Here is a 21,185-nt window from a genome sequence, read left to right as displayed (position 1 = left end):
CGAAGCCGCGCGAGAAAAAGCGAGCGCGCGCCTCGCCGCCGCGTGCGCCGTGTCCCGCCGGCGGCGGCGAGCGGCGAGCGATCCCCGCCCGCGGTTGACAGGTCCCGGCGAAGCTGCTGCGCGCCCCTCTCCGACCTCCACCGCCGCCGTCCCGCGAGCGCTCGCAAGCCGCGTCGACCTCGCCGCCGACGACCTGCCGCGGCCGCTACGCCCGCGTTACAATGCGGCCGATGAGGCTCCTGCTCAGCAACGACGACGGCTATCTCGCCCCCGGCCTGGCGGCCCTCCATCGCGCCCTGCAGCCGCTCGGCGAGATCACGGTGATCGCCCCCGAACAGAACTGCAGCGGCGCCTCCAACTCGCTCACGCTGTGGCGCCCGCTGTCGGTCTACACCGGGGCCAACGGCTTCCACTTCCTCAACGGCACCCCGACCGACTGCGTCCACGTCGCCCTCACCGGCATGCTCGAGTACAAGCCGGACCTCGTGGTCTCCGGGATCAACAACGGCCAGAACATGGGCGACGACACCCTCTATTCGGGCACCGTCGCCGCCGCCACCGAGGGCTTCCTGTTCGGCGTGCCGTCGATCGCGTTCTCGCTGGTCCACAAGAATTGGGCCCACCTCGACGACGCCGCCCGCGTCGCCGCCGACATCGTCGGACACTTCGCCCGCCGGCCGCTGCCGGGGCACACGCTGCTGAACGTCAACATCCCCAACCTGCCCTACGAGGCGCTCGGCGAGTGGCGGGTCACCCGGTTGGGCAAGCGCCACCCGTCGCAGCCGGTGATCCGCCAGACCAACCCGCGCGGCGAGCCGATCTACTGGATCGGCGCCTCGGGCGAGGCCTTCGACGCCAGCGAGGGCACCGACTTCCACGCGGTCGCCCACGGTTGCGTGTCGATCACCCCGTTGCAGCTCGACCTGACGCACACGCAGATGCTGCCGACCCTGCGCGAGTGGGTCCACGGCCGCGGCAGCGCGCATTAGCAGGCCGCGCCGCCCGCTCCGAGCCGGGCGGCCGCCGTCCTAGCATTCGCAGGTATAGGCGGAGACCTTGTCGTTCCACCACTCGCCGACGAACGGGACGGAGCCCTGATACGAGGTCTGCGCGCCGCCGAAATCGACGTGCTCGAACACGTTGAGCACGCAACCCGACCGCACCCGCACCGACGACACCACGTCGTTCCACAGGTTGCCGATCCACGGCACGTACGCCCCGGCGTCGACCTCCTTCGCCTCGCCCTCGAAGTGCCAGTGCTCGTACATCGTCGCGCAGCTGCCGGCGCGCGCGCTCACCCCCTCGTCGGCGGCCTCCGCCGCCGGCGCCGCGAGTGCGTCCTCCGCCGCGAGCGCGTCCTCCACCTCGTCACACGCCGGGCCGATCAGGGTCAAGACAGGCAAGACGGCGCTGATGATCCGCTTCGACATGGTTCCTCCGCCCCCGATCTCATGGCGCCTCGGCTCGCTCCGGCAACCTCGCGGCGGGAGTTCTTACGCGAGCTTGAGGACGACCGCCCGGGCGCGAGATCGGCCCGACGCAGGCGGGGCTCCGCGGCCCGCTCCGATCAATGCCCTGAAGGACATGTCTCGCGCGCCATCCTCGCTCGTCGCCGCCCCTCGCGAGCGTCGCCCGGGAACACGAGGCGCTCGCGCTGCGGCGCCGACAGATCGTCCGGGGTGACCGGCCCGGGCGGACTCCCTCAGCGCGTGGCCACCGCGATGCCGCGGACGAACAGGGCGGCGAGGACCAGCGCGTCGTCGCCGAACGCCAGCGCCGCCGGATTCGTCCCCTCGGCGAACGCCGTGCGCAGCCGCGCGAACGAGGAGAGCGCGGGCATGTCGAGCAGGGGCCGCAGATCGAGCGCCTGCGGGTCGCCGTGGAGATGAAGCGTCGCCAGCTCCGGCAGCGAGCGCAGCGCGGCCAGGTCGGCGACGTTCTCGGCGCGCAGCAGCTCCAGCGTCCGCAGCCCGCGCGCCGCGGCCAGCGGGGACAGGTCGAGCGGCACGCGGCAGTCCAGCGACACGGAGGTCAGATGGGCGCAACGGGCCACGACCGCGAGATCGGCCTCGCGGTGGACCTCGGCGAACAGCTCCGCGAGCGCGGGCAGGCGATCGAGTCCGGACAGGTCGGTGAGCTCGAACTCGTCGCTCTCGCCGTCGAAGTGCGGCCAGATCACGAACACGAGGTCCGCCGCCGGTTCCGTGGGCAGCCGCGTCACCCTCGCCAGCATCGCCTCGTCGACCGGCCTGTCGTCGATGTACGCCGCGATATCCTCGTTGAATCGATGACCGTACGCCGCCGACGCGTCGTAGGGCTCGCCGCGCACCGCCGGGTACGCCGCCTCGGCGGAGATCGTCGAGGCCGTCGCGCTCGCCGTGCAGCGTGTGCGGCTTGCTCGCGGCGATCGGCGTACGCCGAGCCGTGACGCGGCCCCGCGACACGGCGTGTCCTGGCGAGCGCATGCAGTCGTGCCCGATCCTTCACGTTCGAGCGGCCCGGCGGGCGCTTGCGCGCCGCGACGGCATCCGCGAAGGAGGCGGGCATGCCGCAGCCGATGACGCTCTCCCAGGTGATGAAGCAGCTCGAAGCGCAGGGCGACGCCAAGGTGCGGCAGCGGTACGTGCGCGACGGCGCCGGGGACAACGTGTTCGGCGTGCTGCTGGGGAAGATCCGGGCCCTCGCCCAGGCGCTGGGCACCAACCACGCGCTGGGCCTGGAGCTGTGGGCCACCGGCAACCACGAGGCCCGTATTTTGGCCTGCATGCTGCTCGATCCGAGGGTGCTCACCGAGAAGGAGGCGCGGGCGCTCCTCGAGCCGCTCGCCAACCCCACCCTGGTGGACGAGTTGGTCGGCCGCGTGCTGGTGAGTGCGCCCGTCGCCGAGGCGCTGCAGACCCGCTGGATCGACGGGAACGAGGAGCTCCCGCGCCGGGCCGGGTGGAAGCTCCTGGCCGGTCGCATCGCCCGCGGCCTGGCCAAGGACCTCGACGTCGCGGCGACGCTCGCCCGCATCGAGCGAGAGCTGCCGGCCGCGCCGTACCGGGTGAAGGAAGGCATCAACTACTGCCTCGTGTGGATCGGCCTGCACCTGCCGGCGTACACCGGAGAGGCGATCGCCATCGGTGAGCGGCTGGGCCGGTGGGACCCGCGGCCCATTCCGAAGGGCTGCACGTCGAGCTATGCGCCGGAGTGGATCGCAGCAGCGCTCGCGCTGCGAAGTGGCGAGAAGACCGAGGCCCGCCAGGCGATGGAGGCCGCGACCGCGAAGAAGAAGGCCGCTCCGGCCAAGAAGAAGAGCGCCGCGACGAAGACCCCCGCCCCGAAGCACGCGCGCTGAGGAATGGTGACGAGGGGGCGGATCGAGCGATTCGGGACTGATCGCGTCGTACGCCGCTTCGCCGTCGAACCTCCCCCCCGGCCGCGTGCGGCCGTGACCAGACCGTGACATGTCCACAACGACATGTCCTTGAAGCCATGGCGACAACGAGCGGTGCTGCGACAGCCTGTCGCACGCCTGCTCCGCCCGCGAGCATGCGACCGACTGTCGCGGCGCCGGCAGTGGTCGCTCGAGCGGATAGGGTCACGGGTGATGGATACCACCAAGTCGCCCTACACCCTGATCTTGATCGCCGCGCTCGCGGGCGCGTGCAGCGACGACGGCAACGGCGGGACCGAAGCCAGCGGAGGCTCCACCGCCGCCACCGGGACCGCGAGCGACACCTCGACCACCGGCGCCGCGACGACGAGCGAACCGACCTCGACCGGAACGACGCACGACCACGGGACGACGCACGATCACGGCACGACGGGCACGACCCACGATCACGAGACCGACACGACGCACGACCACGAGACGACCGATCACGCGACGGACACGTCCGTCTCCACCGAGTCGGCGTCGACGACCGAGGAACCTGCGTCGGTCGCGGATTACTGCGCCTGCATGCTGATCAATTGCCACGACCTCTATCACGAGACCTGGGGCGAGGATCACCACGAGGCCGAGGAGATGTGCGCCGCCGCAGCCGGTGCCTTTTCGGCCGAGGTGCTCACCTGCCGCCTCACGCAGTGCGAAGCCGCCGCCGGCGACGAAGCGCTGTGCGAGGGCACGCTGCAAGGACCCCCGTGCGAGTGACGATCCGGCGCACGCGAGTTTGAATGGCGCTCGTCTCCATGCCGCAGAACACCCGCGACATCGCGTCGCAGAGACAGCGCCCGCGATCTTCCGTATGGTCGGAGGCCACTGTCCAAGGATCTCGAACGATGCAACCGACCCGCCGCGTCGCCCTCCTCCCGCTGCTCCTCCCCGCGTGTGAATCATCCGAGCCAGGCTTCACCGACGAGCCCGTCGAGATCGTGTTCGAGGGTCGCGTCGGCGGCGAGCCGTTCGCCTGCGGCCGCAGCTACAGCGGGCTGGGCACCGACGATGCCACCGCGACGCCGCAGGACTTCCGCTTCTACGTCCACGACGTCCGGCTCGTCACCGCCGAGGGCGAGGAGCACCCCGTCACGATCGAGGACGACGGCGTCTTCCAGGGCGGCGGCGTCGCCCTCATCGACTTCGAGGACGGCACGGGCTCCTGCGCCAACGGCACCCCGGAGCTGAACACCACGATCAAGGGCGTCGTCGCGGCGCAGCCGCGCCACGGCGGCGGCGCGCACGACTTCGTGGCGCTCCGCTTCAAGATCGGCGTGCCCGAGGAGCTGAACCACACCGACCTCACCCAGGCCCCGGCGCCGCTCAACGACACCACCATGTCGTGGAGCTGGAACTACGGCCACATCTTCTTCACCGCCTGGGGCGTCGTCGAGGGCGATGCGCCGTCCACGGTCGGCCTGCACGTCGGCAGCATCGGCTGCGAGGGCGACGCGATGGCCGGCGAGATCGTGTCCTGCGCCAACTCGAACCGGCCCGAGATCGTGCTCGACGGCTTCGTCGCCGGGACCGGCAAGGTCTCGGTCGACTGGGGCGCGGTGTTCGGCGACCTCACGCTGGCGACGCCGTCGACCGAGTGCGAGGAGATGGACGGCAAGACGGTCTGCGCCTGTCACTCGTTCGGGCCCGAGGCGCTGTGCTCGTCGATGTTCGGCCCGCTGGGCCTCGACTGGACCAACGGCGACAGCACCGCCAGCCAGGCGATCTTCCGCGTGCAGTGATGCGTGTCGCCCTCGCGCTGACGGCCTGCCTCGGGCTCGTCGCCTGTGACGACGGCGAGCCCGACCGCGGCTATGCCTGGCCGCTCGGCGTCGGTCTCCCGGTGCCGCTCGTCCCCGAAAACAACCCGATGACCGCGGAGAAGGTCGAGCTCGGGCGCCACCTGTTCTACGACCCGCGGCTGTCCGGCAACGAGACGCAGTCGTGCGCGAGCTGTCACCGCCAGGAGCTCGCCTTCACCGACGGCGAGGTGCTCTCGACCGGTTCGACCGGCGAGCGCACCCTCCGCAATTCGATGAGCCTGGCCAACGTCGCGTACTCGACGACCTACACCTGGGCCAACCCGCTGCTCCTCGACCTCGAGAAGCAGATGATGACGCCCCTGTTCGGCTTCGACCCGGTCGAGCTCGGGCTCCGCGGCATGGAAGACGTGCTCATCGAGCGGCTGCGCGAAGAGCCGCGCTACGAAGCGCTGTTCGCCGAGGCGTTCCCCGACGACGACGATCCCTTCACGCTGCCCAACGTGACCCGCGCGCTGGCCTGCTTCGAGCGCAGCCTGCTGTCGGGCAATTCGCCGTACGATCGCTACCTCGGCGGCGACCGGGACGCCATCTCCGAGTCGGCGAAGCGCGGCGCGAAGCTGTTCAATTCGGAGAAGCTCGAGTGCTTTCATTGCCACGCCGGCTTCAACTTCCAGGACAGCATCGCCTACGAGGGCAGGCCGCCGCGGAACGGCATCTTCCACAACACCGGCCTCTACAACATCGACGGCAAGGGCGGCTACCCCGCCGGCAACACCGGCCTGCACGAGTTCACCGGCGTGCCGTCCGACATGGGCCGCTTTCGCGTGCCGACGCTGCGCAACATCGCCGTGACGGCGCCGTACATGCACGACGGCAGCGTCGCGACGCTGTCCGAGGTCCTCGACCACTACGCCGCCGGCGGGCGCACGATCACGGGCGGCCCGAACGCCGGGGTCGGCAGCGCCAACCCGTTCAAGAGCAGCTTCATCCGCGGCTTCGAGCTGACCGACGAGGAGCGCGCCGACGTGCTCGCCTTCCTCGACAGCCTCACCGACGACACGTTCTTGACCGATCCGCGGCTCGCCGATCCGTGGCTGTGAGAAATTGCGTCCGAGCGGCCAGGACACGGGCCGTGGCCGAGATGACGGGCGTCTCGGCCGCGGTGCGCGGGTCTACCTCACCGGCGCTCCCACGCCCACCCCGGTCTCGCTGCTCTTCCGGACCTCGAAGATGGAGCCCTGGGCCCCGTGGCAGGCGCACCGCGTCCCCCTCAACGGCCTGGAGTTCGGGCGGCTCGGAGACGAGGGCGACCGGAGGGCCCGAGCGAGGAGCACATCCTGAGCGTGCGCAGCGAGGACGTGCGCGCCCTCTTGCAAGCGGGCCAGCCGCTCACGCGCGAGCCCGGGATGACCGACGACTTCCTACTCGCGGAGATCGCCAGCGCGGGGGCGATCTTCTTGCTCGGCTGGTGATGCTCGCCGCTCGGCGCTCGAGCCGGCGAAGTCGACCGCCGAACGCGTGCATGCGACGGAGACCGAGCCGACGTCCACCCCCGAGGGGATCCGCAAGTCGAGCTCGATCTGACCCCCATCGAGTTCGTCTGGGAGCCAGGCGACGCGCCGAGCGATCCGTTCTATCGCGCCTGCACGTCGTTCTTTCGGCCCGCGTGCGGCGATTGTCGTGCTCGACGATCTTGATGCGCGCGACACCGATCCGCAATTGACGCGTGGTCGGGCGCCGTTCGATGATGTGCCGGGATCGACAATCCCGACCTCGGCGAATTGACGGCGGATCCGGTGAATGTCGAGGTGCAGGTGGTTCGCCTTGAAGTCGAGCTGCTGGAGGAGCAGGTGTTGTTGGACCCAGCCCTGTTGTGCCGGTGGGAGCTCATGGTCGGCGAGCCGGGCCCGCGCGAGGGTCAAGAGCAGGAGGTGGTGCGCCCGGGCGTCGCCTTGATCGCGGCTGCCTGCTTGTGTTGGGCGCTCGACAACAACCTGACCCAGCGCCTGTCGCTCAAGGATCCCTTTCAGGTCGTACGCTTAAAAAAGCGGGGCGCCGGCGTGTTCAACACCGCGCTGGCGCTCGTCCTCGGGGCGAAGATCCCAGGTGCCCGCGTCGCCGCACTGGCCCTCGGTCTCGGCGTCTTGAGTTACGGCGTCAGCGTTGTCCTCGACACCCATGCTCTGCGCCTGCACGGCGCCGCGCGCGAGGCTGCATACTTCGCCACCGCGCCGTTCGTCGGGGCGCTCGCCGCGGTCCCCCTGCTCGGTGAGTCCCTGGGGGCGGCCGAGCTCGCCGCGATGGGCCTGATGGTCCTCGGCGTCGTCCTGCTGGCGAGCGAGCGCCATGCTCACGTCCACGTCCACGAGCCCATGGAGCACGAACACCTGCATTTCCACGACGAGCACCACCAACACGAGCACGGTGCGGACGACCCCCCCGGCGAACCACACTCGCACATGCATCGGCATGAGCGGTTGGTCCACGACCATCCTCACGTTCCCGACCTGCATCACCGTCACGAGCATTGACCGATCGCCGGTCCGAGCTCAAGGTGATGTCCCCGCTCGCGACCAAGACCTGCTCGCAAACCTTTTTTGTGGAGTAACCCGACCATGACCGCAGGAATTCATCACGTGGCGTTTGCATGCCGCGATGCCGAGGCGACGCATCGCTTCTACTCGAAGGTGCTCGGCTTCCCCCTCGTGCACACCGAACTCAGTCGATTCGGCAAGGGTTGGTTCCGCCACTTCTTCTACGATCTCGGCAACGGCTCCTCGATCGCGTTCTTCGAGCTCCACGACGTCGGCGAACCCACGCCACCCAAGACCGCGATCTCCACCGACCTCGGGTACCCGATCTGGGTAAACCACGTTGCAGTCCGCGTCGACCGCGAGACTCAGCAACGACTTGCGGCGAGGGTCCGGGATGCGCAGCTCAATGTCGTCTTGGAGCATGACCACGGCTGGTGTCATTCCGTCTACCTCCGGGATCCGAACGGCATCCTCGTCGAGCTCTGCGCCGACCACGAAGGCGGCATGCCCGTCGATCTCGCCGAGGCGGAGAGGCTCCGCACCGTGATCCCCGCGTGGCTCGCTTCGAGCCCATGAGGGTCCTCGCCTGTCACGACGCGAGCGGAGGCGACCTCCCGGCCGAGGGCTCCTCGGGGCGCTCCTGCTCGACGGGGGGGCTGGGTGTGCAGCGCGCGGACGATGCCGACGTGCATGATGACCGCACCAGGCTGTCCTGTCCGTCAGGGCCGCCGCCCTCCACACCGCCTACGAGGCTCATCCCGAACGCTTGGCCCGCGGCGGCGGGCCCACAGCTCTCGCGATCGTCTCGCGGCCCAAGGCCGGCGGTCTGTGGCAACATGCCGCGCCGTGACCCGACGCCCCCGACGCGCGACGCCGACGTGGCTTCGCCGGCGCGCCGGGGCCGGAAGCCACACCGGACGTGGCGGGCCCGCAGACGCTGCACGGACGCTACACGCTGGTGCGGCAGATCGGCCAGGGCGGCATGGGCGTCGTGTACACCGCGTTCGACGAGCTGCTCGGGCGCGCCGTGGCGATCAAGACCATCCGCGCCGATCGGGCCGGGCCATCGGCGACCGCCCGGATCCTGCACGAGGCGCTGGCGCTGGCCCGGCTGTCGCATCCCAACGTGGTGCAGATCCACGACGCGAGCGTCCGCGACGGGCAGATCTTCCTGGCGATGGAGTACGTCAAGGGCTGCTCGCTGCGGGCGTGGCTGACGGCGGCGCCGAGGCCCGAGCCGGCGGCGCTGCTCGACCTGTTCATCCAGGCCGGCCGCGGGCTGGCGGCCACCCACGCCGAGGGCCTGGTGCACCGCGACTTCAAGCCCGACAACGTGCTCGTCGGCGACGACGGCCGCGTTCGGGTGGTCGACTTCGGGCTGGTCGCCTCCACGCGAGGCGACGCCAGGGCGAGCGCCCTGGACGAGCCGGCGCCGTCCGATTCCGCCGACCGAGCGCTGACGCGACGACCGCGAACCCGAGCAACACCGCGGCCGCGACCACCAGCGCCGACAGCCCGGCGACCCGCAACCATCGGCGACGGGCCGTCTGCGGGTCGTGCAGCAGCGCGGCCAGCAGCGCCGGCATGTCGGGAAAGCGCCGGGCCGGGTCGACGTGCAGGCCGCGGCCGAGCACGTCACGCAACCAGCGAGGCAGCGCGCGGAGCTCGTCCAGCGCGCGCAGGCCGGCGGCGCGCAGCAGATCGGTGCGCGTCGGGGGCTCGGCGAGCCCGAGCTCGTCCGCGGGCCGATCCGCGCGCGCCTGCAGCACCTCTTCAAGATCCTCGTCGAGGCGGGTAACCGGGCGCACTTCCTGCTCGTCGCCGCCGAGCTGTTCGATGATCCCGAGCTGACGCGCGCCACGGAAGAGGTCGACGCCCGCGTCGCCCCGCTGCTCGACGAGGCGATCCGCGAGGGCGTCATCCGCAGCGACGTCCCGGGCGAGTTCCTCGGGGACGTCCTCGAAGCGATGGTGTACGGCGCCTGGACCTCCGTCGCCCGGCAGCGCATCACCGCCGCGGACGCACAGACGTGGCTGCTCGAGACGTTCCTGCACGGCTTCGGGTCGAAGGGACGTACCGAGGCGCCGCGGCCCGCTGCGCGCGCGCGCAAGGCCGCGGCTCGCGGACCTGAGCGCGGCGCCGGGCCGCGAGACAGAACTCGGCGGTCGCGCCTTCGACCGGGAGCGAGCCGTGGAGCGCTTTCCAGGGGCACCTCGTCCTGGAGAGGCGGCGCCGCGGGCCACACGACCGCCACCGGCGGGTGCGGACGGCCGTGGTGCCCCTGCGGGAAGACGGACGCGCTCGACGTGCCGGGCGGCGCGATCAGGCGGGGTTGGGCTTGCCCGAAATCAGGTCGTTCGTCAGCGCCGATGCGATCGCGCTCTGGAGGGTCCCCTTGGTGATGACGCTGCCGAGGTCGAGCCCGAGACCGACGAGCGTCTGCGCCAGAGAGGGTCGGATTCCGGTCAGGATCGTCTTCGCACCGAGCAGCTGCAGCGCCTTGGCCGTGTCGAGCAGCGCGCGCGCGACGCGGGTGTCGAGGTCGCGCAGCCCCGTCACATCGAGGATGACCACCTGAACGTGGGTCGACTGGACGCCTTCGAGCGCGACGGTCATCACCTGGTGGATCCGGTCCGTGTCCATCTGGCCCACGAGCGGCATGACCACGATCCGCTCGGTGATCGGGATGAACGGCGTCGACATCGCCTCCATCGTGTCGCGGAGCCGGGCGAGCGTCCGCTCGAACTCGCCCAGCAGCTCCTTGTACGACGTGACGTCATGGGCCGTGCCGTACACGAGCCGGGTCGACTCGTCCTCGCTCGGGTCCATGTACGCGGTCCAGGCGAGCCACTTGTAGGTGCCGTCCTTGCACTGATAGCGGTTGTCGAACCGGATCGTCATCTTGCCCTCGAACAGGGCCGCGGCCTCGGCGGCCGTCGCCGGGCGGTCGTCGGGGTGGACGAACTCGATGAACGGCCTCGCCGTCATCTCCTCGGGGCTCCAGCCGAGGAGCCGCCCCCACGCCGGGTTGGCGTGGCGGAAATACCCGTTCGAGTCCAGGGTGACGAGGAGGCCCACCGAGACCCGGAACAACTTCTCGTAGACCTTGGCGTCCTGCAGCGTGGGCTCGAGCTGCGACTGCCGCTCCCGGTCGCTCGTCACGTCGATCGCCGTCGCATAGATGATCTGCTCCGACGGCTCGTCCCCCGTGTCCACCCGCGCGGCCCAGCCGAGCCACCTGTACGAGCCGTCCTTGCACAGGTAGCGGTTGTCGAACCGGTCGACCGTGTTGCCCTGAAGGAGGTTGGCCACCTCGACGAGCGTGACCTCGCGGTCGCTCGGGTGGACGAATTCGATGAACGGCTTGCTCCTCAGCTCGTCGAGGGACCAGCCGAGGATCCGCTCCCATGTCGGGTTCAGGGCGCGGAAGTGGCCGTTCGCGTCCACGGTGGCCAGAAGTCCTGCCGAGGCCTGAAACATCTTCTCGTAACTCAGCACCTAGTCCTCCCTTGCGCGACCGCGACTGCGAACTCTCGCTGCGGGGGGGTCGCCTGGCGACGAATCCCCGTACTCCGATGCGGAAGACCCTCCCACGCCACGGCGCAGGAGCGAACAGCGCCCCCCTCATAGCAAGGTCGGCCTCCGATCATCGGAGGCACTTGTCTACGAGACACGCTTGTATGTCAAGATCATCCGACGCGGCGCTGCCGCCGCCCCGTGTACGTGTTCGCCGCCGATCGGAACCACCGTCGGCCCACTGTTGCCAGTCCGCGATGATGCGAGCAGGTTCGCGCCCGAGCGCGGCCCCCGTCGTCGTCGAGCGGCATCGACATTCACGAGCCGGACGCCGTCGATTGGATCGTCGCACCGCTCGGCGGCGCCACGCATGAGCGCCGAGGTGACCTCGCAGGTGCCCCGCGCAATCGGCCTGCTTCGCTCAGATCACCCACAATCACGAACCTCCGTACAATGCGTATCAGGCCTCGCACCGCGGTACAGCTCCAAGATCGACGGCTCGTGCGCCCTGACCCGGGTCGCGCCACCGGTCCCGATCGCTCGCCACGGACACCTCGCCGCGCTCAAAGCGTTACGCGTATCATGGCCGCCGGAGACCGGCGTGCCCTCTGCGATCATCGACATCGGCGTCAACCTCACCCACCGCTCGTTCGCCTCGGACCTGCCAGCCGTGCTCAGCCGCGCGCGTGCGGCGGGGGTGGCCCACATGGTGGTCACGGGCACGAGCCTGTCCGGGAGCACCCGCGCCGTGGAGCTCGCGACGGCGCACCCGGGGCTCCTGTCGGCCACGGCGGGGGTGCATCCGCACGACGCCAAACACTGGGAGGGCGATGCGCCCGCGCGGCTGGCGAAGCTCGCGGAACGGCCGCAGGTCTTGGCGATCGGCGAGTGCGGCCTCGACTTCGACCGCGACTTCTCGCCGCGCCCCGTGCAGGAGCGGTGCTTCGCCGCGCAGCTCGAGCTCGCAGCCATGACCGGCCTGCCGGTGTTCCTGCACGAGCGCTCGGCGCACGCGCGCTTCGTGGAGATCCTGGCCGAGCACCGCTCGCGGCTGTGCGACGCGGTGGTGCACTGCTTCACCGGCACCAAGGCCGAGCTGCATCGCTACCTCGACATGGACTGTCACATCGGCATCACCGGGTGGATCTGCGACGAGCGCCGCGGGCTGCACCTGCGCGAGCTCGTGCGATCGATCCCCGCGAGCCGCCTGATGATCGAGACCGACGCGCCGTTCCTCGCCCCGCGCGACATCAAGCCCACCCCCAAACGCAACGAGCCGGCCTTGCTGGCGCACGTGGCCGCCGCCGTGGCCAAGGCCCGCGGCGAGACGGTCGAGGCGCTGGCGGCCAGCAGCACCGCCACGGCGTGCGCGTTCTTCGGGCTGAAGCTCGCGGCGGGCTAGTCACCGGGCCCCTCCCGCGCATTCCCCGTCGCGTCCCGCCACCCGGCCGCTCACCGTCCGCCACGCAATCACCGTGGCGCGGGAACCCTCATTCGCGACGAGGGCCAGCGCGGCCGATACCTGCCCCGAAGGACATGTCCAAACCTCCGGCCCTCAATCCCCGCCGACGAGCTCGGGTCCCTGCGCTGCCAGCTCGGCCCTCAGCGCGGCCGACACGCCCGTCCCGCGCAGCTCGAGCCGCCGCAGCCGCCGCAGCCACGACGCCGACAGCAGGCGCGCGACCCCGTCGTCCTCCAGCCCCGGCGAGTGCGTGATCGTCAGCGACTCCAGCCCGAGCTCGTGCGCGACCAGCCCGTCGAGCAGCGTCGGCGACTCGAGCCCGCGCAGGCCGAGCTCGCGCAGGCCGGGGAACCGCCCGCTCGCCAGCGCCGCCCCGAACGCCTCCTCCTCGTGCTCCTCCGCGACCTCCGGCCCGAGCCACACGTCGAGCCGCGCCAGCGCCGGGAACGGCGCCGCGACCAGGGCCGCCAGCGGGTCGTCCGCGGCCTCGGCCACGTGCATCACCAGCGTGCGCAGCCGCGGGTGCCCGGCCGTTGGCACCAGCTCCCATCCCTGCGCGCCGTGCAGGTCGAGGCGCTGCAGCGCCGGCAGCTTCGCCAGCGCCGGCCCGATGCCCTGGCACACCCCGCGTGCCGGCGGCAGCTCGGCCGGGCACGGGCCGATGTGCAGCCGCTCGAGCCGCGCCAGCCGGTGCGCGTGGCGCTTCATCAGCGGCAGCGGGTCGCCGTCCTCGTAGGCCACGTCGCACGGGTCGAGCGCGTGCTCGGTCCAGTCGTCGAGGATCAGCGTACGCAGCCGCGCCGCCCCCGGGTCGCGCAGCAGCGCGGTGAGCAGCCGCAGCCACGCCGCGCCCGCGTCCTCGTCGTCGTCGCCGCCGTCGTCGGGCCGCCGCACCACCGACACTGCCCACGCGATCTGCTCGGGCAGCGTCAGGGCGAGCGCGGGGTCGTAGCAATCGACGACCTGGTCGTCGAGCACGCGCAGCGCCGCGAGCGGGGGACGGGCCATCCTCCCGAGGATACCGCGCGCCGCCGCCGCGCCGCAACGCCCCGCCGCGCGCACGAGCGCGGCGCTGTCCCACGCGTCCCGAGGCCCGGCGCCCCGCCGCCAGCTCACGCCGGGCCCTCGGCGAGCGTTCCCGCGATCGCGACCGACTCCATCGATTCGGCCGCCGCGGCGACTGCCATGAATGGCGCGGGCGCTGCCGCCGATCGATCCGTCGTCCCCGCGCCTCCCGCCCCGGCGCTCGCCCGGCCTCCTCGAATCGCGCATGCACCCCGCGTCACGCGCGCTCGCGCCGTGCACATGGGGCCGCGGCCGATGGTCCCCGCGCCCCCGCTTCGCTACGTTTCGCCGCCCGACGATACGACCATGAAGCGCGCTTTACCCACGATCTCCATCCTCGCCCTGCTCGCAGCGTGCAACGGCGGCGACCCCGGCGAATCATCGGCCACCACGAGCGGCACCGGTGACCCCGGCACCGGCGACGGATCGACGAGCAGCACGAGCGCCGAACCTGGCACCACCGTCGTCCCGACGTCGACCGACGGCACCACGACCGCCGCGACCACCACCACCGGCGACGACACGACCACCACCACCGCGCCCACCACGGACGACGCCACCACCGCCCCCGCCGATCCGTGCGAGCCCGACCCCTGCGTCGCCCCGCAGAACTGCGTCGAGGGCGCCTGCGTCGACCCGGCGCACCCGGGCGTCGGCGAGGTCGTGCTCGTCGAATTGATGATCGTCCCGCGCGAGCTCTCCGACTTCGAGGCCGAGTGGTTCGAGCTCAAGAACGTCGGCGAGCGCCACCTCGACCTCGACGGCTGCACGCTCGCGCGCAACAACGGCAACCCGGTCCCGATCGACGCCGGCGGCCCCCTTTTGCTCGCCCCGGGCGAGCTGCTGCTGTTCGGCCGGACCACCGACAAGGCGCTCAACGGCGGCCTCGAGCTCGACTACGTCTACGGCACCGACGCCCTCACGCTCAACAACACCAACGGCGTCCTCACCCTCGCCTGCGACGACCTCGTCATCGACAGCGTCGAGTACGCCGCCGGCCTGTGGCCCTACGGCACCGGCGACGCCCTCGCGCTCGACCCCGGCCACGAGGACGCGGTCGCCAACGACAGCCCCGACGTCTGGTGCCGGGCCCTCGTCGAGTACGCCCCGCCGATGAACTACGGCTCGCCCGGCCAGCAGAACCCGCCCTGCCGTTGACATTCCCTCGAAGACATGTCCTCTCGGACATCTACGATCATTGCCGCGAATGACGGCATTCAGGGCTTCCGCTCGAGCGCGCGCAGCCCGACCCCGACCCCGAGCACCGGCGCCAGCAGCACGCCCTGCGCCACGCGCCGCGGCAGCGGGCCGAGCTCCTCGGTGCGCTGCAGGGCGTCGAGCCAGCCCTGCGCCAGCCCGCGCAGCGGCCCCCGGCTCGCGCGCATGAACACCTCGAGGAACAGGTCCGACGCCCAGCGCGCCGTCGGCGACGCCTCCGCGTGCGGCAGCGCCTCGAGCCAGGCGCAGTACTCGGGGCACAGCGCGCTGAGGCGGGCGCCCTCGCGGATCAGCTCGAGGTACCGCCGCGACGGCGTCCCCTCGCGCTGGAGCCGTCGCCCGGGGGCCGCGACGAACACCTCGGCGATCACCCCGCGGCCGTCATAGGCGATCACCTCGACCTGCTCGCGCACGTAGAAGCGATCGCCGCCCTCGCTGCCGACCAGCGCCGCGAACTCCTGCGCTCGCAGGCGCAGGAGCAGCCCGTGGACCTCGCCCGTCGCGTCGCGGCGGATGCTCGCCATCGCCGGCTCCGCGGGCGGCACGCCGGGCATGTCGAACACCAAACGCCAGCCGCACAACGTCCCGGGCGCGCTGTCCACCGGCGACAACCCGGCCCTCGTCGCGCGCCTCTGCGGGTGCAGGTTGGAGCCGTAGGCGAAGTACCAGACATCTCCCGAGGATCGCGAGGTCGTGTCGACCACTACCGGCTTCACCACCGCCCCGATGCTATCAGCTTTGGCTGCAGCCCGGCCCGCGCGCGTCAGCGCGATAGTGCCCCCGCCGCGCGCTGCTCCGCGATCGCGGCGCGTGTATCATGTTTCAGGTGTCGCTCCACGGCTACATCACCGTCGAGGTCCTCCACGAGGGGATGAAGTCGGAGGTGCGCCGGGCGTCGCGGGCCAGTGACGGTCGCCTCGTGATCCTCAAGGTCCCGCGGGCCGAAGCGGTGACGCACCAGCGGCTCGCCGAGCTGCGCCACGAGTACGACATCGCCGCGCGGCTCAAGCTGAGCGGCGTCGTCCAGGCGCTCGCGCTCGAGGAGCGCGGCCTGCCGTTCCTCGTGTTCGAGGACTTCGGCGGGCTGTCGCTGACGCAGTGCTTCCCGTCGAAGGTCGGCGTCGGCAGCTTCCTCAACATCGCCCTCCAGCTGACCGAGACGCTGGCGGCGATCCACGAGCGCGGCGTCATCCACAAGGACATCAAGCCGGCCAACATCATCATCAACCCGCGCACCGGCGAGGTGAAGCTGACCGACTTCGCCATCGCCTCCGCGCTCGCCACCGAGTCGGTCGCGCTCGCGGCCCCCGACCGCCTGGTCGGCACGCTCGCCTACATGGCGCCCGAGCAGACCGGCCGGGTCGGCCGCGGCATCGACCAGCGCGCCGACCTCTACGCCCTCGGCGTCACCTTCTTCGAGCTGCTCACCGGCCGGCGCCCGTTCGCCCAGAGCGACGCGATGGAGCTGGTCCACGCCCACCTCGCCCGCAGCCCGCCCGACCCCGCCGTCCTCGAGCCGAGCATCGGCCGCGAGCTGTCCGCCATCGTGCTCAAGCTGATGGCCAAGAACGTCGACGAGCGCTACCGCAGCGCCCACGCCCTGCGGGCCGACCTCGAGTACCTGCGCCAGAGCCTCGGCGGCGACGCCCCCAGCGCCCCGCGCCCGCGTCGCAGCGCCGAGTTCCGCCTGCCGCAGCGGCTCTACGGCCGCGCCGGCGAGCGCACCCGCCTGCTCGCCGCCTTCGAGCACGCCGCCGCGGGCGAGCGCGCGCTGGCCCTCATCTCCGGCTTCTCGGGCACCGGCAAGTCGGCGCTGGTCCACGAGCTCCACCAGCCGATCGTCGCCCGCCGCGGCAACTTCATCGCCGGCAAGTTCGACCAGTACAACCGCCACGTCCCGTTCGCCTCGCTGCTGCAGACCCTGCGCCAGCTCGTCGAGCTGGTCCTCGCCAGCCCGCTCGGCGAGGTCGAGCGCTGGCGCCGGCGGCTCGCCGACGCCCTCGGCGCGCAGACGGCCGTGCTCGTCGACACCCTCCCCGACCTCGCGCACGTCGTCGGCGAGCAGCCCCCGCCGCCGCCGGTGTCCGCCGCCGAGGCGCAGAACCGCCTGCACCTGGCCGTCCTCCGCTTCATCGGCGTGTTCGCCGACAAGGACCACCCCCTCGTCGTCTTCCTCGACGACCTGCAGTGGGCCGACGGCGCCACCTTGCGCCTGCTCGGCGCCCTGCTCGGCGACCACGACCTCCGCCACGTCCTCGTCATCGGCGCCTATCGCGACCACGAGGTCGACGCCTATCACCCGCTGCGCAAGACGGTCGCCGAGCTCGAGCAGGCCGGCGCCACCATCGAGCGCATCGAACTGACCCCGCTCGGCCGCGCCGACGTCGCCGCCATCGTCGCCGACGCCCTCGCCGAGACCCCCGCCGCGGTCGCCGACCTGGCCGCCGAGGTCCACCAGCGCACCGAGGGCAACCCGCTGTTCGTGCGCGAGTTCCTGCGGGTGATCCACGGCGAGGAGCTGATCCGCTTCTCGCCCGAGCTCGGCCGCTGGACCTGGGACCTCGCGGCCCTGCGCGCCGCCAGCATCCCCGACGACGTCGCCGACCTGCTGCTCGAGCGGATCCGCCGGCTCGGCCCCCAAGTCCGCGCGCTGCTCACCTGCGCCGCCTGCATCGGCGCGCAGTTCGACCTCGACACCCTCGGCGCCGCCGCGGGCCGGTCGGGCAGCGAGATCGGCCCCGCGCTGTGGGAGGCGATCGGCCGCGGCCTCGTCGTCCCGATCGACCCCGAGTATCGCCTCCTGCCGTACGGCCACGGCGGCCAGCTGCCCAACGTCCGCCTGCGCTTCCTCCACGACCGCGTGCGCCAGGCCGCCTACACCCTCGTCGCCGCCGACGAGCGGCCGCGGATCCACCTGGCGATCGGCCGCCACCTGCTGGCCACCCTGGCCTCGCGCGACCGCTCCGAGCTGCTCGAGGCCGTCTCGCACCTCAACCTCGGGCGCGGCGGCCTCGGCACCGCCGCCGAGCGGACCGAGCTCGCCGCCCTCGACCTCGAGGCCGGCCGGCGGGCCAAGGCCGCCACCGCCTATGACGCCGCCGTCGGCTTCCTCCGCGTCGGCGCCGAGCTGCTCGGCCCCGACCACTGGCACAGCCACTACCGCCTGATCCACGCCCTCTACCTCGAGCTCGCCGAGTGCGAGTATTTGAGCGGCGACTTCGACCGCGCCGAGCAGGCCTTCGACGTCCTGCTCGCCCACGCCGCCTCGGGGCGCGACGCCCTCGCCGCGCGCTCGCTGCGGGTCGTCCTCTACGTCACGATCGGCCGCTCGAGCCACGCCCTCGTCACCGGCGTCGACGCCCTGCGCCTCGCCGGCCTCGACGTCCCCGAAGGCGACGACGCGCTGCGCGAGGCCGCCGCCCGCGAGCGCGCCGACCTGCAGCGCCGCCTCGCCGGCGCCTCGATCGCCGCCCTCGCCGATCGCCCGCGCGCCACCGATCCCGAGTTCTGCTCGACGATCAAGCTGATCACCGACCTGCTCGCTCCGGCCCAGCTCACCCGCCAGCCGCTGTTCGAGTACCTCTGCCTCAAGCAGATCAACCTCAGCCTCGAGCACGGCCACGCCGACGCCTCGCCGTACGGCTACCTCGTCTACGCCTTCTACCTCACCACCTCGCGCGGGGCCGTGCGCGAGGCTTACGAATTCGGCGAGGCCGCCCTCGTCGTCAACGAGCGGCTCGGCAACCTCGATCAGGTCCCGCGCCTGAACTTCGTGTTCGGCTCGATCCTGCATTATTACCGCCCGCTGCCCGAGGTGCTCGAGTACCTCGAGCGCGCGCGCTACCACGGGCTCGAGACCGGCGACTACATCTTCGTCTCCTACGCCTGCTCGCACTCGGCGATCGTGCAGTTCGGCGCCGGCACCCCGCTGCGCTCGGTCGCCGCCCAGACCGACGAGTACCTGCACCTCATGCAGCGGACCCGCGTCGCCTCCTCGACCGCCGCGCTGCGGGTGGTCCGGCGCCTCGTCACCTGCCTGCAGGGCGAGACCGCCGGGCCGACCAGCCTGGGCGGCGACGGCTTCGACGAGGACGCCTTCTTCGCCGCCGCCGAGCGCGACCGCCTGACCTTCGCCACCCTCTGGTACTGCATCGCCAAGCTCTACCTGTGCCTCTTGCACGGCGAGCTCGACGCGGCCCAGCGGTGGATGCGGGCCGCCGAGCAGCGCCTGCTCAACTCCTCGTGGTTCCTCACCACCGAGCTCGCCTTCTACGCCGCGCTCGTCCACGCCGCCCTGCTGCGCCGCGGCGCCGGCGACCGCGACGGCTCGCGCGCTCGTCTCGAGGAATTGCGCGAGCGCTACGCCCTGTGGGCCGCCTCGTGCCCCGAGAACTTCGCCCACAAGCTCGCGCTCATCGACGCCGAGCGGGCCGCGCTCGCCGGCGACGGTCTGGCGGCGATCACCGCCTACGACGCCGCCATCGCCGGCTCGCACCGCGGCGGCGCCATCGCCACCGAGGCCCTGGCCGCCGAGCTGGCCGGCGCGTACCACCTGCAGGCCGGGCGCGACAGCATGGCCGCCGCCGCGCTCGCCGACGCCGAGGCCGTCTACCGCCGCTGGGGCGCCGCCCCGCGGGCCGACGCGCTGCTGGCCGTCCACGGCAACTTGTTCCGCACCTGCTTGCCGCGGGCCGTCGCCCGCCCGCCGCTCGCCGGCGAGTCGCTCGAGGCCTCGATCGTCACCGCCACCTCGGTCGACCCGCGCCTCGACCTCTCGAGCGCGATCAAGGCCGCCGAGACCTTCGCCGTCGAGGTCGACCGCAACGCCCTCCTGCGCAAGTTCATGGCGATCCTCGTCGAGAACGCCGGCGCCGACCGGGGCGCCCTCGCCCTGGCGAGCAGCGGCGGCCTCGTCGTCGTCGCCAGCTACGCCGCCGACCAGGGCGTCGTCCTCCACGACGACCTGCCGATCAGCGAGGCCGACGTCCCGGCGGGCCTTCTGCGCGTGTGCCAGCGCAGCGGCCGGGTCCTCCTGCCCGACGACGTCGACAACAACCCCAGCCTGCTCGGCGCCTACCTGCTGCGCGTGCGCCCGCTGTCGCTGGCCTGTTTCCCGCTGCTCAGCCGCGGCCAGCGGATCGGCGCGCTCTACCTCGAGAACCGCGCGATCTGGGGCGCCTTCACCCCGCACCGCCTCGAGATCCTGCGCCTCTTGACCACGCAGCTCGCGATCGCCATCGAGAACGCGCGCATGTTCACCGCGCTCGACGAGGCCCGGCGCTCGGCCGAGGAGGCCAGCGTCGCCAAGAGCCGCTTCATGCTCAACATGAGCCACGAGCTGCGGACCCCGCTCAACTGGATCATCGGCGCCGCCGAGATGCTCCACGAGGAGGCCGCCGACGACGGCCTCGACGCCATCGCCCGCGACCTCGACAAGATCTCGCGGGCCGGCCGCGGCCTGCTCGGCATCATCTCCGACGTCCTCGACATCACCCAGCTCGAGTCCGGCCGCCTCGTCCTCGCCGCCGCCAGCTTCCCGATCGCCGACGTCGTCCGCGAGGTCGTCGAGGCGCACCTGCCCGAGGTCGAGCGCAACCACTCGACCCTGCGCGTCCACGTCGACCCGCCGCCGTTCGAGGTCGTCAACGACCGGGGCAAGCTCGTCCAGGTGATCGGCAGCGTCGTGCGCAACGCCGCCCGCTTCACCGAGCGCGGCACCATCGACCTCCGCGTCGTCCGCCGCGGCGACCGCCTCGTCGTCGAGGTCGCCGACACCGGCATCGGCATGAGCAAGCAGCAGCGCACCAAGATCTTCGACGCCTTCAGCCAGGTCGACGACTCGCCGACCCGCAAGGTCGGCGGCATGGGCCTCGGCCTCGCCATCTGTCGCAAGCTGTGCGAGCGCATGGGCGGCACGATCTCGGTCGTCAGCGAGCTCGGCACCGGCTCGACCTTCACCATCGACCTGCCCCTCGTCGTCGGTCCGACCCGCTGACGCGGCGCGCCCGATCGAGCGTCGCGCGACGGTCGTCAGCGCCTCGGCTTGCGCCGCCGACTACGAGCGCGTGATCTTCACCGCCGATGGACCCCCCGATGGGCCGTGATCGCCACGCGGCCCGCTGCGCTTCCCGAACCGCCCCGACGCCTGTCCTCAAGACCAGGTTGATTCGCGAACCGACCTGCCCGACGTCGTCGTCGCCCGCGAGGCC

General features: G+C 71.9%; 17 protein-coding genes. 12 read left to right on the top strand and 5 right to left on the bottom strand.

The genetic code is table 11. The features are described 5' to 3' along the window. Positions 1-230 precede the first annotated feature (230 nt). Positions 231-989, top strand: coding sequence for a 5'/3'-nucleotidase SurE (surE, locus tag NAEX_RS34665; protein WP_096333824.1), 759 nt, complete (start codon positions 231-233; stop codon positions 987-989). A gap of 39 nt (positions 990-1,028) precedes the next feature. Here the strand turns inward: surE and NAEX_RS34660 are convergent, their stop codons facing one another. Both NAEX_RS34660 and NAEX_RS34655 read right to left on the bottom strand, forming a co-directional pair. Continuing rightward, a complete protein-coding gene (locus tag NAEX_RS34660) occupies positions 1,029-1,430 on the bottom strand; it encodes a hypothetical protein (RefSeq protein ID WP_096331759.1) in 402 nt (133 codons plus the stop codon). 272 nt (positions 1,431-1,702) lie between these two features. Continuing rightward, complete coding sequence (locus NAEX_RS34655) at positions 1,703-2,329, bottom strand: DUF6892 domain-containing protein (RefSeq protein WP_096331758.1); 627 nt, start codon at positions 2,327-2,329, stop codon at positions 1,703-1,705. A gap of 216 nt (positions 2,330-2,545) precedes the next feature. On the opposite strand from NAEX_RS34655, the gene NAEX_RS34650 reads away from it, so the two are divergent. The 8 genes from NAEX_RS34650 (at position 2,546) to NAEX_RS54755 (ending at position 9,513) form a co-directional block, all read left to right on the top strand. Then, on the top strand, positions 2,546-3,340 hold the full coding sequence (locus NAEX_RS34650) for a DNA alkylation repair protein (protein WP_096333823.1): 795 nt from the start codon (positions 2,546-2,548) through the stop codon (positions 3,338-3,340). 252 nt (positions 3,341-3,592) lie between these two features. Then, positions 3,593-4,138 (top strand): hypothetical protein, encoded by a 546-nt coding sequence (locus NAEX_RS34645; protein WP_096331757.1) that lies wholly within the window; start codon positions 3,593-3,595, stop codon positions 4,136-4,138. A gap of 128 nt (positions 4,139-4,266) precedes the next feature. After that, the gene (locus NAEX_RS34640) at positions 4,267-5,160 is read left to right on the top strand and encodes an MbnP family copper-binding protein (protein WP_170136243.1); all 894 of its coding nucleotides are present in this window, start codon (positions 4,267-4,269) and stop codon (positions 5,158-5,160) included. After that, entirely contained in the window at positions 5,160-6,281 is a 1,122-nt protein-coding gene (locus tag NAEX_RS34635) for a methanobactin export MATE transporter MbnM (RefSeq protein ID WP_096331755.1), read from the top strand. The genes NAEX_RS34640 and NAEX_RS34635 overlap by 1 nt, the downstream gene beginning before the upstream one ends. 243 nt (positions 6,282-6,524) lie before the next feature. Next, positions 6,525-6,653, top strand: coding sequence for a hypothetical protein (locus NAEX_RS54040; protein ID WP_256254094.1), 129 nt, complete (start codon positions 6,525-6,527; stop codon positions 6,651-6,653). A 309-nt stretch (positions 6,654-6,962) separates the two neighbouring features. Further along, positions 6,963-7,712: a DMT family transporter gene (locus tag NAEX_RS34625; protein ID WP_245913862.1), complete on the top strand. Its 750-nt coding sequence runs from the start codon at positions 6,963-6,965 to the stop codon at positions 7,710-7,712. An 84-nt stretch (positions 7,713-7,796) separates the two neighbouring features. Then, positions 7,797-8,291: a VOC family protein gene (locus NAEX_RS34620; protein ID WP_096331753.1), complete on the top strand. Its 495-nt coding sequence runs from the start codon at positions 7,797-7,799 to the stop codon at positions 8,289-8,291. A 406-nt stretch (positions 8,292-8,697) separates the two neighbouring features. After that, positions 8,698-9,513 carry a serine/threonine-protein kinase gene (locus tag NAEX_RS54755; protein WP_420814173.1) on the top strand — a complete coding sequence of 272 codons (816 nt, stop codon included), beginning with the start codon at positions 8,698-8,700 and terminating at the stop codon, positions 9,511-9,513. A gap of 524 nt (positions 9,514-10,037) precedes the next feature. On the opposite strand, the gene NAEX_RS34610 is transcribed toward NAEX_RS54755, so the two are convergent. Continuing rightward, entirely contained in the window at positions 10,038-11,213 is a 1,176-nt protein-coding gene (locus NAEX_RS34610) for a PAS domain S-box protein (protein ID WP_245913859.1), read from the bottom strand. A 619-nt stretch (positions 11,214-11,832) separates the two neighbouring features. Between NAEX_RS34610 and NAEX_RS34605 the strand changes: the two genes are divergently transcribed. Then, positions 11,833-12,633 carry a TatD family hydrolase gene (locus NAEX_RS34605; protein WP_211302526.1) on the top strand — a complete coding sequence of 267 codons (801 nt, stop codon included), beginning with the start codon at positions 11,833-11,835 and terminating at the stop codon, positions 12,631-12,633. A 153-nt stretch (positions 12,634-12,786) separates the two neighbouring features. Here NAEX_RS34605 and NAEX_RS34600 read toward each other — a convergent pair whose 3' ends face one another. Beyond that, entirely contained in the window at positions 12,787-13,701 is a 915-nt protein-coding gene (locus NAEX_RS34600) for a hypothetical protein (RefSeq protein ID WP_096331750.1), read from the bottom strand. 363 nt (positions 13,702-14,064) lie between these two features. Here NAEX_RS34600 and NAEX_RS51155 point away from each other — a divergent pair, with 363 nt between their 5' ends. Continuing rightward, the gene (locus tag NAEX_RS51155; protein ID WP_170136242.1) at positions 14,065-14,916 is read left to right on the top strand and encodes a hypothetical protein; all 852 of its coding nucleotides are present in this window, start codon (positions 14,065-14,067) and stop codon (positions 14,914-14,916) included. A 59-nt stretch (positions 14,917-14,975) separates the two neighbouring features. On the opposite strand, the gene NAEX_RS34590 is transcribed toward NAEX_RS51155, so the two are convergent. Next, positions 14,976-15,695 carry a gamma-glutamylcyclotransferase family protein gene (locus NAEX_RS34590; RefSeq protein WP_096331749.1) on the bottom strand — a complete coding sequence of 240 codons (720 nt, stop codon included), beginning with the start codon at positions 15,693-15,695 and terminating at the stop codon, positions 14,976-14,978. Between the two features lie 107 nt (positions 15,696-15,802). Between NAEX_RS34590 and NAEX_RS34585 the strand changes: the two genes are divergently transcribed. Further along, positions 15,803-20,971, top strand: a complete 5,169-nt coding sequence (locus tag NAEX_RS34585; RefSeq protein WP_170136241.1) for an AAA family ATPase — start codon at positions 15,803-15,805, stop codon at positions 20,969-20,971. Positions 20,972-21,185 lie beyond the last annotated feature (214 nt).

Origin of the sequence: Nannocystis exedens (genome assembly GCF_002343915.1) — a bacterium.
In the GTDB taxonomy this organism is placed as follows: domain Bacteria; phylum Myxococcota_A; class Polyangia; order Nannocystales; family Nannocystaceae; genus Nannocystis; species Nannocystis exedens.
The sequence above is the reverse complement of the archived record's forward strand: the minus strand, read 5'-3'. Positions and strand labels throughout refer to the sequence as shown.

Coding starts and splice junctions, on each gene's coding strand:
- surE (WP_096333824.1), top strand. CDS start 231: ATGAGGCTCCTGCTCAGCAACGACGACGGCTATCTCGCCCCCGGCCTG.
- NAEX_RS34660 (WP_096331759.1), bottom strand. CDS start 1,430: ATGTCGAAGCGGATCATCAGCGCCGTCTTGCCTGTCTTGACCCTGATC.
- NAEX_RS34650 (WP_096333823.1), top strand. CDS start 2,546: ATGCCGCAGCCGATGACGCTCTCCCAGGTGATGAAGCAGCTCGAAGCG.
- NAEX_RS34645 (WP_096331757.1), top strand. CDS start 3,593: ATGGATACCACCAAGTCGCCCTACACCCTGATCTTGATCGCCGCGCTC.
- NAEX_RS34640 (WP_170136243.1), top strand. CDS start 4,267: ATGCAACCGACCCGCCGCGTCGCCCTCCTCCCGCTGCTCCTCCCCGCG.
- NAEX_RS34635 (WP_096331755.1), top strand. CDS start 5,160: ATGCGTGTCGCCCTCGCGCTGACGGCCTGCCTCGGGCTCGTCGCCTGT.
- NAEX_RS34620 (WP_096331753.1), top strand. CDS start 7,797: ATGACCGCAGGAATTCATCACGTGGCGTTTGCATGCCGCGATGCCGAG.
- NAEX_RS54755 (WP_420814173.1), top strand. CDS start 8,698: ATGGGCGTCGTGTACACCGCGTTCGACGAGCTGCTCGGGCGCGCCGTG.
- NAEX_RS34600 (WP_096331750.1), bottom strand. CDS start 13,701: ATGGCCCGTCCCCCGCTCGCGGCGCTGCGCGTGCTCGACGACCAGGTC.
- NAEX_RS51155 (WP_170136242.1), top strand. CDS start 14,065: ATGAAGCGCGCTTTACCCACGATCTCCATCCTCGCCCTGCTCGCAGCG.